This window comes from Pseudomonas promysalinigenes (assembly GCF_014269025.2).
GTDB classification, from domain to species: domain Bacteria; phylum Pseudomonadota; class Gammaproteobacteria; order Pseudomonadales; family Pseudomonadaceae; genus Aquipseudomonas; species Aquipseudomonas promysalinigenes.
The window spans coordinates 884,378-899,775 of the sequence record NZ_CP077094.1; the positions used below are offsets into that span (position 1 = coordinate 884,378).

A 15,398-nucleotide genomic window follows, 5' to 3' on the forward strand; every position below is an offset into this window, starting at 1 on the left:
TTTACTTCTCTTCTTTGGTTGCCGCCGGCGCAGGTGGCGGGCGTAGCCCGACCTCGGCGATCAGCTTCAATTGCTGGCCATTGCGCATGACTTCGATGCTGATCTTGTCGCCTGGCTTGATCCGCGCAACTTGGTTCATCGACTTGCGTCCGTCACCCGCCGGTTCGCCGTTGATGCTCAGGATCACGTCACCCAATTGCAAACCGGCTTTCTGAGCTGGACCGTCGCGGAAAATACCCGCCACCACAATGCCTGGCCGGCCTTGCATGCCGAACGATTCGGCAAGCTCCTGGCTCAACGGCTGCACTTCGATGCCCAGCCAGCCACGGATCACTTGGCCGTGCTCGACGATCGACTTCATCACTTCCAGCGCCAACTTTACAGGGATGGCGAAACCGATGCCCTGGGAGCCGCCAGACTTGGAAAAAATGGCGGTGTTGATGCCGACCAGGTTGCCATTGGCATCGACTAGCGCGCCCCCAGAGTTGCCTGGGTTGATCGCAGCGTCGGTCTGGATGAAGTCCTCGTAGTTGTTGAGCCCCAACTGATTACGCCCGGTGGCGCTGATGATGCCCATGGTCACCGTTTGGCCAACGCCGAATGGGTTGCCGATGGCCAGCACCACATCACCGATGTGGATATTGTCGGAGCGGCCGATGGTCATGGCAGGCAGGTTCTTGAGGTCGATCTTCAGTACTGCCAGATCGGTTTCCGGGTCGCTGCCGATCACCCTGGCAAGGGTTTCGCGGCCGTCCTTGAGGGCGACGACGATCTGGTCGGCGCCACTGGTGACGTGGTTGTTGGTCAGCAGATAGCCTTCCGGGCTCATGATCACCGCCGAGCCCAGGCTCGACTCCCAACGCCGCTGCTTGGGCAGGTTGTCGCCGAAGAAGCGGCGAAACTGTGGGTCCTCGAACAGCGGGTGGGCGCTCTTGTTCACAACCTTCGTGGTGTACAGATTCGCCACGGCGGGTGCAGCGAGGGTTACGGCGTCGGCATAGGACACCGGGCCCTGCATCACCTGTGTGGTTTGCGGTGCTTGCTGGAGGTTGACGTCCTGGCTGGGCAGGCCGACCCATTCCGGGTAGCGCTGAATGATCAGCACGGCGATTAGAATACCGGTGAGCAGGGGCCAGCCGAAGTAACGCAAAGCCTTGAACATGAATGAGTCCTGGAAAAGAGCAAGAGCCGTTGCTCGTGCAGTGGTGCATGAGCGCGCGCGATCATACACCGGTTTCCCCGATGCCAGCGACGGCCCATAATGGCCGGCATTATACGGGCGTTCTGCAGGCGTTGCGCCCCGCGAAAGCCCAGATTTCGAGGAGATTTTCATGGCCGTTGCACTCAACACGCTGGTCGAGGAAGCCGAGCGCTACCTGGGCAGCGCGAAGATCCAGGACTACTGCCCCAATGGCCTGCAGGTCGAAGGCAGGCCGCAGGTCAGCCGCATCGTCAGTGGTGTCACCGCCAGCCAGGCATTGCTCGATGCTGCGGTGCAGGCCGAGGCTGACCTGGTGCTGGTACACCATGGTTACTTCTGGAAGGGGGAGAACCCCTGCGTAACCGGGATCCGTCAGCGTCGCTTGAAGACACTGCTGAACAACGACATCAGCCTGCTGGCGTTTCATCTGCCCCTTGATGTGCATGCAGAGGTTGGCAACAACGTGCAGCTGGCGCGGCAACTGGACATTACCGTCGAAGGCCCACTGGACCCAGAGAACCCCAAGGTCGTTGGGCTGGTCGGGTCGCTGGCCGAGCCGCTCACCGCACGCGATTTTGCCCGCCGAGTCCAGGACGTTCTGGGGCGTGAGCCATTGCTGGTGGAAGGTGATCAAATGATCCGTCGGGTGGGCTGGTGTACAGGTGGTGGGCAGGGCTACATCGATACGGCCATTGCCGCTGGGGTAGACCTGTACCTCACCGGCGAGGCGTCGGAGCAGACCTACCACAGCGCCCGTGAGAACGGCGTCAGCTTCATCGCCGCCGGGCACCATGCTACCGAGCGATACGGGGTGCAGGCGCTGGGCGAATACCTGGCGCGGCGCTTTGCCCTGGAGCACCTGTTCATCGATTGCCCGAATCCAATCTGACTTCTGTGTCGTCTGCTTTATGGTGAACGGGCCTCCACCTCTAGGGCGTCGCCCTGGGGCTGGTGCGGTCACCGTGGGAGGGGTTTACCCGCGAAAGGCCGACCGTGCCAGCCCAAACCCGCAGTCATATCGTTAGATTTTTTCGATCTAGCCAGCCTCCTAAATAGAAGCATCCGCTGTGATACAGTGGCTCGCTCGAACACGGCCCGCTGGCCGTCCATAAGATCGTTTTACGTGAGTAGCCATGGTCGACAAACTGACGCACTTGAAACAGCTGGAGGCGGAAAGCATCCATATCATCCGCGAGGTGGCCGCCGAGTTCGACAACCCGGTGATGCTGTACTCGATCGGCAAGGATTCCGCCGTGATGCTGCACCTGGCGCGCAAGGCCTTTTTCCCAGGCAAGCTGCCGTTCCCGGTGATGCACGTCGACACCCAGTGGAAATTCCAGGAAATGTACCGCTTCCGCGACAAGATGGTCGAGGAGATGGGCCTGGAGCTGATCACTCACGTCAACCCTGAGGGGGTGGCGCAGGGCATCAACCCATTCACTCATGGCAGCTCCAAGCACACCGATATCATGAAAACCCAAGGCCTGAAGCAGGCACTGGACAAGCATGGTTTCGATGCTGCCTTTGGTGGCGCGCGCCGCGACGAAGAGAAATCGCGGGCCAAGGAGCGCGTCTACTCGTTCCGTGACAGCAAGCACCGCTGGGACCCGAAGAACCAGCGCCCTGAGTTGTGGAACGTGTACAACGGCAAGGTCAACAAGGGCGAGTCGATCCGCGTCTTCCCTCTGTCGAACTGGACCGAGCTGGATATCTGGCAGTACATCTACCTTGAAGGCATCCCGATCGTACCGCTGTACTTCGCCGCTGAGCGTGAAGTCATCGAGAAGAACGGCACCCTGATCATGATCGACGACGATCGTATCCTCGAGCATCTTTCCGAGGAAGAAAAGGCGCGTATCGTCAAGAAGAAGGTCCGTTTCCGTACCCTCGGCTGCTACCCGTTGACGGGCGCTGTCGAGTCCGAAGCCGAAACGCTCACCGACATCATTCAGGAAATGCTCCTGACGCGCACGTCCGAGCGCCAGGGCCGGGTCATCGATCACGATGGCGCAGGCTCCATGGAAGACAAGAAACGTCAGGGCTACTTCTAATTTTCAGGGTTACTCCATGTCGCACCAATCCGATTTGATCAGCGAAGACATCCTCGCTTATCTGGCTCAGCACGAGCGTAAAGAACTGCTGCGTTTCCTCACCTGCGGCAACGTGGATGACGGCAAGAGCACCCTGATCGGGCGCCTGCTGCACGACTCGAAGATGATCTACGAGGACCACCTCGAGGCCATCACCCGCGATTCGAAAAAAGTCGGCACCACCGGCGAAGAAGTCGACCTGGCGCTGCTGGTAGACGGCCTGCAAGCCGAACGTGAGCAGGGCATCACCATCGATGTCGCCTACCGCTACTTCTCCACTGCCAAGCGCAAGTTCATCATCGCCGACACCCCTGGCCACGAGCAGTACACCCGCAACATGGCCACCGGTGCGTCGACGTGCGACCTGGCGATCATCCTGGTCGATGCCCGCTACGGTGTGCAGACTCAGACCCGCCGCCACAGCTACATCGCATCGCTGTTGGGCATCAAACACATCGTGGTTGCGGTCAACAAGATGGACCTCAAGGGCTTCGATGAAGAAGTCTTCGAGTCGATCAAGGCCGATTACCTGAAATTCGCCGACGCCATCAACCTGACGCCGAGCAGCCTGCACTTCGTGCCGATGTCCGCACTCAAAGGCGACAACGTGGTCAACCACAGCGATCGCTCGCCGTGGTACGCCGGCCCGACGCTGATGGAAATCCTCGAAACCGTCGAGGTGTCGGCCGACCGCAACTTCACCGATCTGCGTTTCCCGGTGCAGTACGTCAATCGTCCGAACCTGAACTTCCGTGGCTTCGCCGGCACCCTCGCCAGTGGCGTGGTGCACAAGGGCGATGAAATCGTTGTGCTGCCTTCGGGCAAGAGCAGCCGGGTCAAGTCCATCGTCACCTACGAAGGTGAACTGCAAAGCGCTGGCCCAGGCCAGGCCGTGACTCTGACCATGGAAGATGAGATCGATATCTCCCGTGGCGACCTGCTGGTGCACGCCGATAACGTGCCGCCGGTGACCGACCAGTTCGACGCCATGCTGGTGTGGATGGCCGAAGAGCCGATGTTGCCGGGCAAGAAATACGACATCAAGCGCGCCACCAGCTACGTACCGGGCTCGATCGCCAGTATCACCCACAAGGTCGATGTGAACACCCTGGAACAAGGGGCTGCAAGCGCCCTGCAACTGAACGAGATCGGCCGGGTCAAGGTGGCGCTGGACGCCTCGATCGCACTGGACGGCTATGACAGTAACCGCACCACTGGCGCATTCATCGTCATCGACCGCCTGACCAACGGCACCGTCGGTGCCGGCATGATCATCGCACCGCCCGTTCTGCCGCACGGCAGCACTGGCCAGCATGGCAAGCAGGCACACGTCTCCACCGAAGAGCGCGCCTTGCGCTTCGGTCAGCAGCCGGCGACTGTGCTGTTCAGCGGGCTGTCGGGGGCGGGTAAGAGCACCCTGGCCTATGCCGTAGAGCGCAAGCTGTTCGACATGGGCCGTGCAGTGTACGTGCTCGATGGCCAGAACCTGCGCCATGACCTGAACAAGGGCCTGCCTCAGGACCGCGCTGGCCGCACCGAGAATTGGCGCCGCGCCGCTCATGTGGCGCGTCAGTTCAACGAAGCCGGCCTGCTCACCTTGGCTGCGTTCGTTGCCCCGGATGCCGAAGGCCGCGAACAGGCCAAGGCGCTGATTGGCAAGGACCGCCTGGTGACCGTTTACGTTCAGGCCTCGCCGCTGGTGTGCCGCGAGCGTGACCCACAGGGCCTGTATGCTGCCGGTGGCGACAACATCCCGGGCGAGAGCTTCCCGTTCGATGTGCCGCTGGATGCCGACCTGGTGATCGATACCCAGAGCGTCAGTGTTGAAGACGGTGTGAAGCTGGTGCTGGATGTGCTGCGTCAGCGTGGCGCGATCTAAGGATTGTGGCTTGTGAAAAACCCCGCTTTGGCGGGGTTTTTTTATGGGTTCGCCTGGGGATTTTTAGCGTTTGTGAGATCGAGCGCCGCCCGCGCGGCGCATCGCGAGCTGCGCTCGCTCCTACGCCTGTTCCGGGCCAGTAAGGCCTGTGACAGGCGCGCGCGGCCGCCTGTGTCATACGACGCTATATCGCGCCATGCACCAAGGCGTCCGCGCGCAAATCCCACAAGATCACTTGGCCCGAAACAAACGTAGGAGCGAGCGCAGCTCGCGATGCGCCGCGCGGGCGGCGCTCGATTTACGCCCCGCTACAACTCTCAAGCCAGGCGCCCCTAAAACTTCCCTAAACCCTCAATCTAGTTGAAGTGTCAGCTAACGGTCGCTTTGTACTGCGCCTTAAGGACGATGGAACTCTGATATTGGAAGACGATGGTTCCTTAGTATGGGTTGCAGACCACAAGCAACCCTACAGTTCCACCTTCCGTAACGCGTAGGTCCGCTGGGCCCGGCAAGTTTTCGCTCCGGGTAGACTGCCTGGTAATCTGAAAATATACTCGCACGTTTATCCACCGCTACCAAACCCTTTAATTAAAATCCCCCATGATTACCCATAATGTTCAGCTACATTTTTTAGCGTTTACCACCAAGCGCCACTGGTTTGCGCAGTGGCTTGGAGGCGTTGGTCAGTAAAGGGTATTTAAAATTTCAAATATATTTTTCGCATACAGGTATCACCCGGTCGAACTTGACGGATTTATAGGAAAAGCTCGAATAAATCTCCTTCACCCCCGGCAGCCGCTGCAGCACCTCCCGGGCAAACTCTCCAAAAGACTCAAGGTCTCGCGCCAATATCTCCAAGAGGAAGTCATAACGCCCCGAGACGTTATGGCAGGCCACGATCTCCGGAATCTCCATCAACCGCTGCTCGAACGCCAACGCAGTCTCTTTGGAATGCGAATCCATCATGATGCTGACAAACGCCGTCACCCCGAACCCCAGCGATTTGGGCGAGAGAATGGCCTGGTAAGCGGTTATGTACCCGTTGTCTTCCAGCAGCTTGACCCTCCGCCAGCAAGGCGAGGTGGTCAGCGAAACCTGGTCGGCGAGTTCGGAAACGGTAAGGCGGGCATTGTTCTGCAAGGCCGCGAGTAGGGCGCGGTCGGTGCGGTCTAGGCTCGAAGGCATTTTATGCCCTCCTGGTATTGTATTTGTTGTTTTCTTTCCAAAGAGTAGTGCAACGCCTAGGCAAATTTGGAAAATTTCAGGCGGGACGGTGGCATAAGCTTATAGCAATCCCCCAGAGGCTGTTGCCATGCGCGACTCCCATAACAACACCGGTTTTTCCACCCGCGCCATCCACCATGGGTACGATCCGCTTTCCCACGGCGGCGCGCTGGTGCCACCGGTTTACCAGACTGCAACGTATGCCTTCCCCAACGTCGAATACGGCGCAGCATGCTTTGCCGGGGAGCAGGGTGGGCACTTCTACAGCCGCATCTCCAACCCGACCCTGGCCTTGCTGGAGCAGCGCATGGCGTCGCTTGAAGGGGGCGAGGCGGGCCTGGCGCTGGCGTCTGGGATGGGCGCCATCACCTCGACGTTGTGGACATTGCTGCGCCCCGGTGACGAACTGATCGTCGGGCCCACGGTGTATGGCTGCACCTTTGCCTTTATGCACCATGGCATTGGTGAGTTTGGGGTGAAGATCCGCCATGTCGACCTCAACGACACCCAGGCGCTAAAAGCAGCGATCACCCACAAGACCCGGATGATCTACTTCGAAACCCCGGCTAATCCGAACATGCGCCTGGTGGATATCGCGGCCGTGGCTGAAGCGGCGAGGGGCCATGACTTGCATGTAGTGGTCGACAACACCTACTGCACGCCCTACCTGCAACGGCCGCTGGAACTGGGTGCCGATCTAGTGGTGCACTCGGCAACCAAATACCTCAGTGGCCATGGTGACATCACCGCTGGCTTGGTGATCGGGCGCAAGGCGTTGGTTGACCGTATCCGCTACGAAGGGCTCAAGGACATGACCGGTGCTGTGCTATCACCACATGATGCCTCCTTGTTGATGCGTGGTATCAAGACCCTTGCGTTGCGCATGGACCGCCACTGCGCCAATGCCCAGCAGATTGCCCAGTACCTTGAACGCCACTCACTGGTCGAGCTGATTCAGTATCCAGGGCTGCCGTCGTTCCCTCAGCACGAACTGGCACAACGGCAGATGCGTTTGCCTGGCGGTATGATTGCATTCGAGCTCAAAGGCGGCATCGAGGCGGGGCGGCGGTTCATGAATGCTCTGCAGCTTTTCGCCCGGGCCGTCAGCCTTGGCGACGCCGAGTCACTGGCGCAACATCCTGCCAGCATGACCCATTCGAGCTACACGCCTGAACAACGCGCGCACCACGGCATCTCTGAGGGCCTGGTGCGCTTGTCGGTGGGGCTTGAGGACGTGGAGGACTTGCTGGCAGATATAGAGCAGGCACTGCATGTTTGCGCATGAGGCACGGTCAGGAATTACTGCCAAGTGCCTTGCTCGGGTATGGCGCAGGCACTCTGGCGGTGCTGGCGAACTGGCCAGCGCATCCTCAAGGAGTATCACCATGAAAGCATCTGTAATCGAACGCGACTTGGTCATCCGCCGTGGTGGCGGTGACGACGATGAAGGCGGTCAGTCCTGGCGCAAGCCGTGAGCTGAAAGTGGCCCCGCTATGGCGGGGTCATTTGGCAGGTTTGAGCAGTGCAACAAAAAGGCCTCTTGCGAGGCCTTTGGAATATTCAGCGTTTGAGCCCGTAGCTCTCGTCGAGCATGCCCGGCGAGTTCGGCGACTTGGGTGCATAGTCACGTGGCACTTCGGCAGTGTCCTTCGGCGGGGTCAAGCGGTCACGCGGCCCCTGGGCGCTTTCGGAATGCAGAGCGGCGAGCAGGCGCTGACGGGTCAGCTCATCCAGGGCCAGGTGGTTGGCACCGTCGGCCAGGTGATCCTGTACGTCCTGATAGCTCTGGGTCAGTTTCTTGACCAGTACCGCAGTGCTGTTGAAGTGAGTAACCACCTGGTTCTGGTAATTGTCGAAGCGCTGTTGAATATCGTCCAGCTGACGCTGAGTGCTGCTGGGCGCTGCGTTGGGCAGCAGGCGGGCCACGATGAAACCGACCGCCACACCGATGACCAAGGCCAAAGTTGGCAACAACCAAACAAGGAGCGAGAGTTCCACGAGTCCTTCCTCTATAAACGGCTTTGCTTTACGTTAACGGCTCAGACCTGCGCTGTATACCGCGAGCGATCGCAAATCAGAACAGAATTCCTCACCTAGACGAAACGACCCCCTTCGAGGTCACGGAGTAGTGCCTTGCTTGTTCGCGAAACCCCCTTGCTCATCGATGGCCCGATCGGCCAGCTCGAAGCCTTGTATCTGGATGTGGCCGACGCTCGCGGTGCGGTGCTGATCTGCCACCCCAACCCGGTCCAGGGCGGCACCATGCTCAACAAGGTTGTTTCGACCCTGCAGCGCACCGCCCGCGACGCGGGCTTTGTGACCTTGCGCTTCAACTACCGCGGTGTCGGCCAAAGTGCCGGCAGCCATGACATGGGCGCTGGCGAGGTGGCCGATGCCGAGGCTGCGGCGGCGTGGCTGCGCGCCAAGCACCCGGAACTGCCGCTGGTGCTGATGGGCTTTTCGTTCGGCGGCTTTGTCGCCACCAGCTTGGCCGGGCGCCTTGAAGCGCAGGGTGTGGAGCTGCAGCAGCTGTTCATGATCGCCCCGGCGGTGATGCGCCTGACTGCTGACTTCCCGCCGCCACAGCGCTGTGCGATCACCGTCGTGCAGCCAGACGCCGATGAAGTCGTCGATCCGCAACTGGTTTACCAATGGTCCGACGCACTGGGGCGCCCCCATGAGCTGCTGAAAGTGGCAGAATGCGGACACTTCTTCCATGGCAAGCTGACCGATCTGAAGGATCTGCTGCTGCCGCGCCTTTCGAACTGAGCCAAGCCTGAATAAGCGAACACCATGACCACGCGCATCCTCACCGGTATCACCACCACCGGCACCCCGCACCTGGGTAACTACGCTGGCGCCATCCGCCCGGCGATCGTCGCCAGCCAACAGCCTGGCGTCGACTCGTTCTACTTCCTGGCCGACTACCACGCTCTGATCAAATGCGACGACCCGCTGCGCATTCAGCGCTCGCGCCTTGAAATCGCCGCCACCTGGCTGGCCGGCGGGCTGGACCCGGCCAAGGTGACGTTCTACCGTCAGTCCGACATCCCCGAAATCCCTGAGCTGACCTGGCTGCTGACATGCGTTGCCGCCAAAGGCCTGCTCAACCGTGCTCATGCCTACAAGGCCTCGGTGGACAAGAACCTGGAAAACGGTGAGGACCCGGATGCTGGGGTGACCATGGGGCTGTACAGCTATCCGGTGTTGATGGCTGCAGACATTCTGATGTTCAACGCCAACAAGGTGCCGGTCGGCCGTGACCAGATCCAGCACGTGGAAATGGCCCGCGATATCGGTCAGCGCTTCAACCACCTGTTCGGCCAGGGCAAGGATTTCTTCGCCCTGCCGGAGGCTGTGATCGAGGAAAGCGTGGCGACCTTACCTGGTCTGGACGGTCGCAAAATGTCCAAGAGCTACGACAACACCATCCCGCTATTCACCAGCGCCAAGGACATGAAAGATGCTATTTCGCGCATCGTCACTGATTCGCGCGCCCCTGGCCAAGCCAAGGACCCGGACAACTCGCACCTGTTCACCTTGTTCCAGGCCTTCGCGACGCCAGCGCAGTGCGCCGAGTTCCGCGATGAGCTGCTGCAGGGCCTGGGCTGGGGCGAAGCCAAACAGCGCCTGTTCCAGCTGCTCGACGGCCAGCTGGCCGAGAAACGCGAGCATTATCACCAGCTGATCGCTCGCCCGGCGGACCTCGAGGATATCCTCCTGGCCGGCGCCGCCAAGGCCCGCAAGATCGCCACTCCATTCCTCGAGCAGCTGCGTGAGGCTGTTGGCCTGCGCTCGTTCCGTAGCAGCGTGCAGGCCAACACTGAAGTGAAGAAGAAAGCCGCCAAGACTGCGCGCTTCGTTAGCTTCCGTGACGAAGACGGTAGCTTCCGCTTCCGTTTGCTGGCTGCCGATGGCGAACAATTGCTGCTGTCGCGCGGCTTCGCCGACGGCAAGAGTGCTGGTGCCGTGAGCAAGCAACTGCAACAGGGTGGCGAAGCTGATGTGCGTATCGAGGGCCTGAGCTTCGGCCTGTGGCTCAACGGCGAGCAGGTTGCCGATGGGCCACAATTCGACACCACCCAGGCCCGTGACGTGGCCATTACTAACGTGCGCGAGGCCCTGACCCCGGCCCAGGACGTATAAACGCATCGAGCCGATTCGGGCTGCGTTGCGGCCCATTTCCGGCTAAAGCCGCTTTCCCAGTACCCGTACGACTGTAGGAGCGACTTTAGCCGCGAACACCGATAAAGCCGCTGCCATCGAGCGCCTTATCGCTTTGGATGAGGCATATTGACGCAAGTCTGATTGCCATCGAGCGGGCCTGTCGCTACAGTGACGGCCCGTTTTTTGTTGCCTCGCTAACGAAATCATGACGCCCCTAGAACGATATCAAGCAGATCTGAAACGTCCCGACTTCTTCCATGACGCGGCGCAGGAAACTGCGGTGCGTCACCTGCAGCGCCTGTACGACGACCTGGTGCACGCGCAGAACAACAAGCCGGGCATGTTCGGCAAGCTGTTCGGCAAGAAAGAGCAGACGCCGGTCAAAGGCCTGTATTTCTGGGGTGGGGTAGGGCGCGGCAAGACTTACCTGGTCGACACTTTCTACGAAGCGCTGCCGTTCAAGCAGAAGATGCGCACGCACTTCCACCGCTTCATGAAGCGTGTCCACGAGGAAATGAAAACCCTCAAGGGCGAAAAGAACCCGCTGACCATCATTGCCAAGCGTTTCAGCGAAGAAGCCAAGGTCATCTGTTTCGATGAGTTCTTCGTCTCGGACATCACCGATGCCATGATCCTTGGCACCTTGATGGAAGAGCTGTTCAAGAACGGCGTCTCGTTGGTGGCGACCTCGAACATCGTCCCTGACGGCCTTTACAAGGATGGCCTGCAGCGCGCGCGCTTCCTGCCGGCCATCGCCATGATCAAGCAGTACACCGACGTAGTGAACGTCGACAGCGGCGTCGACTATCGCCTGCGTCACCTGGAGCAAGCCGAGCTGTTCCACTACCCGCTCAATGATGCGGCGCACCAGAGCATGCGTGCCAGCTTCAAGGCATTGACGCCTGAATGTGCTCAGGCTGTCGAAAACGACGTGCTGATGATCGAGAACCGCCCGATCCAGGCCCTGCGCACCTGCGACGACGTCGCCTGGTTCGACTTTCGCGCCCTGTGCGATGGGCCGCGTAGCCAGAACGACTACATCGAGTTGGGCAAGATCTTCCATGCCGTATTGCTGAGCAACGTGGAGCAGATGGGCGTCACCACCGACGACATCGCTCGGCGCTTCATCAATATGGTGGATGAGTTCTACGACCGTAACGTCAAGCTGATCATTTCAGCCGAGGTAGAACTCAAAGACCTTTACACCGGTGGGCGGCTGAGCTTCGAGTTCCAGCGGACCCTGAGCCGTTTGTTGGAGATGCAGTCGCACGAGTTTCTATCGCGCGCGCACAAGCCTTGATGTTGAGGGGCCGCCTTGCGGCCCCCATTGCCCTCAGGCCTCTTGCATGAATTGCTGGCGATACTGGTTCGGCGACAATTCGGTATGTTGGCGAAACAGCCGGGCAAAGAAACTGGCATCGTCGTAGCCGACCTCGTAACTGATGGTCTTGATGCTCTTGCGCGTGCTCGACAGCAAGCCTTTGGCCGTCTCGATGCGCAGCCGTTGCAGGTAGTGCAACGGCTTGTCGCCGGTCGCGCCCTGGAAGCGCCGCATGAAGTTGCGGATGCTCATGCCGTGGTTGCGGGCAACGTCCTCGAAGCGGAACTTGTCGGCGAAATGCTCCTCCAGCCAGTGCTGGATCTGCAGAATGATCAGGTCCTGGTGCAGTTTCTGGCCACCGAACCCCATGCGCCCTGGGGTGTAGTTGCGCTGCACCTCGTACAGGATGTCGCGCGCCACGGCACGCGCCACATTGGCGCCGCAGAACCGCTCAATCAGGTAGATGTACAGGTCGCAGGCTGATGTGGTGCCGCCGGCGCAGTACAGGTTGTCGGCGTCGGTCAGGTGCTTGTCCTGGTTCAGCCGGACCTTCGGGAAGCGCTCGGCGAAGCTGTCGAAGAAGCGCCAGTAGGTCGTGGCCTCCTTGCCATCGAGCAAGCCGGACTCGGCCAGCCAGAACACCCCGCTGGCTTCTGCGCACAGCACCGCACCGCGTGCGTGCTGCGCCCGCAGCCAGGGCAGTACCTGGGGGTAGCGCTGCATCAGGTTGTCGAAGTCGTCCCAGAACGCTGGCAGGATGATCACGTCGGCATCATCGAGCCCTCCGTCGACCGGCAACTGCACGTTGCTGAAGCTGTCTACCGGCTGGCCGTCAGGGCTCACCAGGCAGATGTCGAACATCGGTTGCAAGCCCAGGCCCAGCTGCTTGCTGTAGCGCAAACTGGCGAGATGGAAGAAATCCTTGGCCTGCATCAGGGTCGAAGCGAACACCTTGTCGATGGCCAGGATGCTGACGCGCCGCAACGACGCGCAGGGTTGGGTAAGCATCATTGTCGTTGTTCTTATAGGGTAGAGTGGTCAATCACCGGCTGGATCGTCTTATTTTTTGGCGATTGTGTCTACCCCGCACATTCGTACGGTTTGGTTCGCGGTTGAACCTGCTTTAGAGCCAAGGTCCGACCGCGAAGCAAGCAGCAGGGGCTGCTGTTCAAGGCGCCGGGTTCGGTTGCTCCTGGTGAATCGCCTCAATTGCCGCCAGCAGCTCGTCGCTCAGGGTCAGCTTGAGGCTGTCCAGGTTGCTCTGCAATTGCACCAGATCAGTAGCGCCGATGATGTTACTGGTCACGAACGGCTGACCAGTCACGAATGCCAAGGCCATCTGGGCAGGGTCCAGGCCATGTGCCTGGGCCAGCTGTACATACCGGCTGCAAGCCGCCACGGTTTGCGGGTTGGAATAGCGGGCAAAACGGCTGAACAGGGACAGGCGAGCTTTTTCTGGCCGGGCGCCGTGCTCGTATTTGCCCGAGAGCATGCCAAAGGCCAGCGGCGAGTAGGCCAACAGCCCACATTGCTCACGGATGGCTACCTCGGCCAGGCCCACCTCGAAGCTGCGGTTGAGCAGGTTGTAAGGGTTCTGGATGGAGACTGCGCGCGGCCAGCCGCGGGTATCGGCCAGGTGCAGGAACTTCATGGTGCCCCAGGGTGTTTCGTTGGACAGGCCGATGTGGCGGATCTTGCCCGCACGCACCTGCTCGTCGAGTACTTCGAGGGTTTCCTCCAGCGGCGTGAACAGGTCGCTGGCCAGGTGCTGGTAGCCAAGCTTGCCGAAGAAGTTGGTGCTGCGCTCAGGCCAGTGCAGTTGATAGAGATCGATGCGGTCGGTTTGTAGGCGCTTGAGGCTCTCGTCCAGCGCGGCGACGATGTGCTGACGGTTGTGCTTGAGCTGGCCGTCACGAATGTGGCTGATGCCATTGCCAGGGCCGGCGACCTTGCTGGCCAACACCCAGTCGTCGCGGTCGCCGTTGGCACGGAACCAGTTGCCGATGATGCGCTCGGTGGCGGCGTAGGTTTCCGGCCGCGGTGGCACTGGGTACATTTCGGCGGTGTCGATGAAGTTGATGCCACTGGCCTTGGCCAGGGCGATCTGCTCGAAAGCCTCGTCCTGGGTGTTCTGCTCGCCCCAAGTCATGGTCCCCAGGCACAGGGCGCTGACGTCGAGGTCGGTACGGCCAAGCTTACGGTATTGCATCGCAAAGGCACTCCTTGACAAAAGAAGCCATCAAAGCAGGTTGAAATTTTTCGCGCAATCTGGATAATTCGGTCCCTCTCCGTGTGGCGGAAGTGATGCACCACCATGCAGGAAGAACCCCGTCGAACATTGGCGTGCCCGACCCGAGCCCCCAAAAGCGTCAGCGTTCGGCTGCGCGTTTGCCCTTGGCAAGCTGTGCACTATCCAGTAAGATTCGCCGTCTATTTTTCGCTGGGCGGCCTCTGAGGCTTTAGAGAATGAAAACTTTTACTGCTAAACCGGAAACAGTAAAGCGCGAGTGGTTCGTAGTTGACGCCGCTGGCCAGACCCTGGGTCGTCTGGCTACCGAAATCGCTACCCGTCTGCGTGGCAAGCACAAACCAGAATACACCCCTCACGTTGACACCGGCGACTACATCGTCGTCATCAACGCTGAACAGGTTCGTGTGACTGGTGCCAAGTCTTCCGACAAAATGTACTACTCCCACTCCGGTTTCCCAGGCGGTATCAAGGAAATCAACTTCGAGAAGTTGATCGCCAAGGCCCCTGAGCGTGTTATCGAAACCGCGGTCAAAGGCATGCTGCCTAAGAACCCGCTGGGTCGCGACATGTACCGTAAGCTGAAAGTGTACGCGGGTGCTGCTCACCCACACACTGCTCAGCAGCCTCAAGAACTGAAGATCTAACGGGAAAGTTCATTATGTCGGCGACTCAAAATTACGGCACTGGCCGTCGCAAGACCGCAACCGCTCGCGTTTTCCTGCGTCCGGGTACTGGTAACATTTCCATCAACAACCGTTCTCTGGACGTGTTCTTCGGTCGCGAAACCGCTCGCATGGTTGTTCGTCAGCCGCTCGAGCTGACCGAAAGCGTTGAGAAATTCGACATCTACGTCACCGTTTCCGGTGGTGGTGTCAGCGGTCAGGCCGGTGCGATCCGTCACGGTATCACCCGCGCTCTGATGGAATACGACGAAACCCTGCGTGGCGCTCTGCGTCGTGCTGGCTACGTCACCCGCGACGCTCGTGAAGTCGAGCGTAAGAAAGTGGGTCTGCGTAAAGCGCGTAAGCGTCCTCAGTACTCCAAGCGTTAATCTCGCTTCGGCAGTCGAAAAAAGCCCGGTTCCTTGGAACCGGGCTTTTTTTTGTCCTTGAACTAACCTGTCAGCATGTCGGTGACCGCTTGTCGCATAGACGCAGATCAAGCAAAGCGCGGGTTATAGGCCCCAGCAGGGCTAATCACCTTGTCACTGTGTGGTTTTGTTTCTTACCATGGCGGCCAATTTTTAGCGCCACAGACACAACCTA

14 protein-coding genes are annotated in these 15,398 nt (G+C 59.9%); 9 read left to right on the forward strand and 5 right to left on the reverse strand.

Going from position 1 to position 15,398, the window contains the following annotated elements; translation table 11 throughout:
• Position 1: 1 nt before the first annotated feature.
• Positions 2-1,162, reverse strand: a complete 1,161-nt coding sequence (algW, locus tag HU725_RS04150) for a Do family serine endopeptidase AlgW (RefSeq protein WP_186477471.1) — start codon at positions 1,160-1,162, stop codon at positions 2-4.
• Between the two features lie 169 nt (positions 1,163-1,331).
• On the opposite strand from algW, the gene HU725_RS04155 reads away from it, so the two are divergent.
• From HU725_RS04155 to cysN, 3 genes are all read left to right on the forward strand, one after another.
• Complete coding sequence (locus HU725_RS04155; RefSeq protein ID WP_186477472.1) at positions 1,332-2,090, forward strand: Nif3-like dinuclear metal center hexameric protein; 759 nt, start codon at positions 1,332-1,334, stop codon at positions 2,088-2,090.
• 244 nt (positions 2,091-2,334) lie between these two features.
• Entirely contained in the window at positions 2,335-3,252 is a 918-nt protein-coding gene (gene cysD / locus HU725_RS04160) for a sulfate adenylyltransferase subunit CysD (protein WP_054884652.1), read from the forward strand.
• 16 nt (positions 3,253-3,268) lie between these two features.
• A complete protein-coding gene (cysN, locus tag HU725_RS04165) occupies positions 3,269-5,170 on the forward strand; it encodes a sulfate adenylyltransferase subunit CysN (protein WP_060478998.1) in 1,902 nt (633 codons plus the stop codon).
• A gap of 705 nt (positions 5,171-5,875) precedes the next feature.
• On the opposite strand, the gene HU725_RS04170 is transcribed toward cysN, so the two are convergent.
• Positions 5,876-6,355 (reverse strand): Lrp/AsnC family transcriptional regulator, encoded by a 480-nt coding sequence (locus tag HU725_RS04170; protein ID WP_186477473.1) that lies wholly within the window; start codon positions 6,353-6,355, stop codon positions 5,876-5,878.
• 127 nt (positions 6,356-6,482) lie between these two features.
• Here HU725_RS04170 and HU725_RS04175 point away from each other — a divergent pair, with 127 nt between their 5' ends.
• Positions 6,483-7,679: a methionine gamma-lyase gene (locus HU725_RS04175; protein ID WP_186477474.1), complete on the forward strand. Its 1,197-nt coding sequence runs from the start codon at positions 6,483-6,485 to the stop codon at positions 7,677-7,679.
• Positions 7,680-7,954: 275 nt separating this feature from the next.
• Here HU725_RS04175 and HU725_RS04180 read toward each other — a convergent pair whose 3' ends face one another.
• The gene (locus HU725_RS04180) at positions 7,955-8,392 is read right to left on the reverse strand and encodes a Z-ring associated ZapG family protein (RefSeq protein WP_060479574.1); all 438 of its coding nucleotides are present in this window, start codon (positions 8,390-8,392) and stop codon (positions 7,955-7,957) included.
• Between the two features lie 135 nt (positions 8,393-8,527).
• On the opposite strand from HU725_RS04180, the gene HU725_RS04185 reads away from it, so the two are divergent.
• From HU725_RS04185 to zapE, 3 genes are all read left to right on the forward strand, one after another.
• Complete coding sequence (locus HU725_RS04185; protein WP_186477475.1) at positions 8,528-9,163, forward strand: alpha/beta hydrolase; 636 nt, start codon at positions 8,528-8,530, stop codon at positions 9,161-9,163.
• A 24-nt stretch (positions 9,164-9,187) separates the two neighbouring features.
• A complete protein-coding gene (locus tag HU725_RS04190) occupies positions 9,188-10,540 on the forward strand; it encodes a tryptophan--tRNA ligase (protein ID WP_060479576.1) in 1,353 nt (450 codons plus the stop codon).
• A gap of 226 nt (positions 10,541-10,766) precedes the next feature.
• Positions 10,767-11,861: a cell division protein ZapE gene (zapE, locus tag HU725_RS04195; RefSeq protein WP_060479577.1), complete on the forward strand. Its 1,095-nt coding sequence runs from the start codon at positions 10,767-10,769 to the stop codon at positions 11,859-11,861.
• Positions 11,862-11,894: 33 nt separating this feature from the next.
• Here zapE and HU725_RS04200 read toward each other — a convergent pair whose 3' ends face one another.
• Positions 11,895-12,815: a GlxA family transcriptional regulator gene (locus tag HU725_RS04200; RefSeq protein WP_186477629.1), complete on the reverse strand. Its 921-nt coding sequence runs from the start codon at positions 12,813-12,815 to the stop codon at positions 11,895-11,897.
• 235 nt (positions 12,816-13,050) lie between these two features.
• Complete coding sequence (locus tag HU725_RS04205; RefSeq protein ID WP_186477476.1) at positions 13,051-14,091, reverse strand: NADP(H)-dependent aldo-keto reductase; 1,041 nt, start codon at positions 14,089-14,091, stop codon at positions 13,051-13,053.
• 257 nt (positions 14,092-14,348) lie between these two features.
• On the opposite strand from HU725_RS04205, the gene rplM reads away from it, so the two are divergent.
• Both rplM and rpsI read left to right on the forward strand, forming a co-directional pair.
• Positions 14,349-14,777, forward strand: coding sequence for a 50S ribosomal protein L13 (gene rplM, locus HU725_RS04210; RefSeq protein ID WP_003251819.1), 429 nt, complete (start codon positions 14,349-14,351; stop codon positions 14,775-14,777).
• Positions 14,778-14,791: 14 nt separating this feature from the next.
• Positions 14,792-15,184, forward strand: a complete 393-nt coding sequence (gene rpsI, locus HU725_RS04215) for a 30S ribosomal protein S9 (RefSeq protein WP_003251821.1) — start codon at positions 14,792-14,794, stop codon at positions 15,182-15,184.
• Positions 15,185-15,398 lie beyond the last annotated feature (214 nt).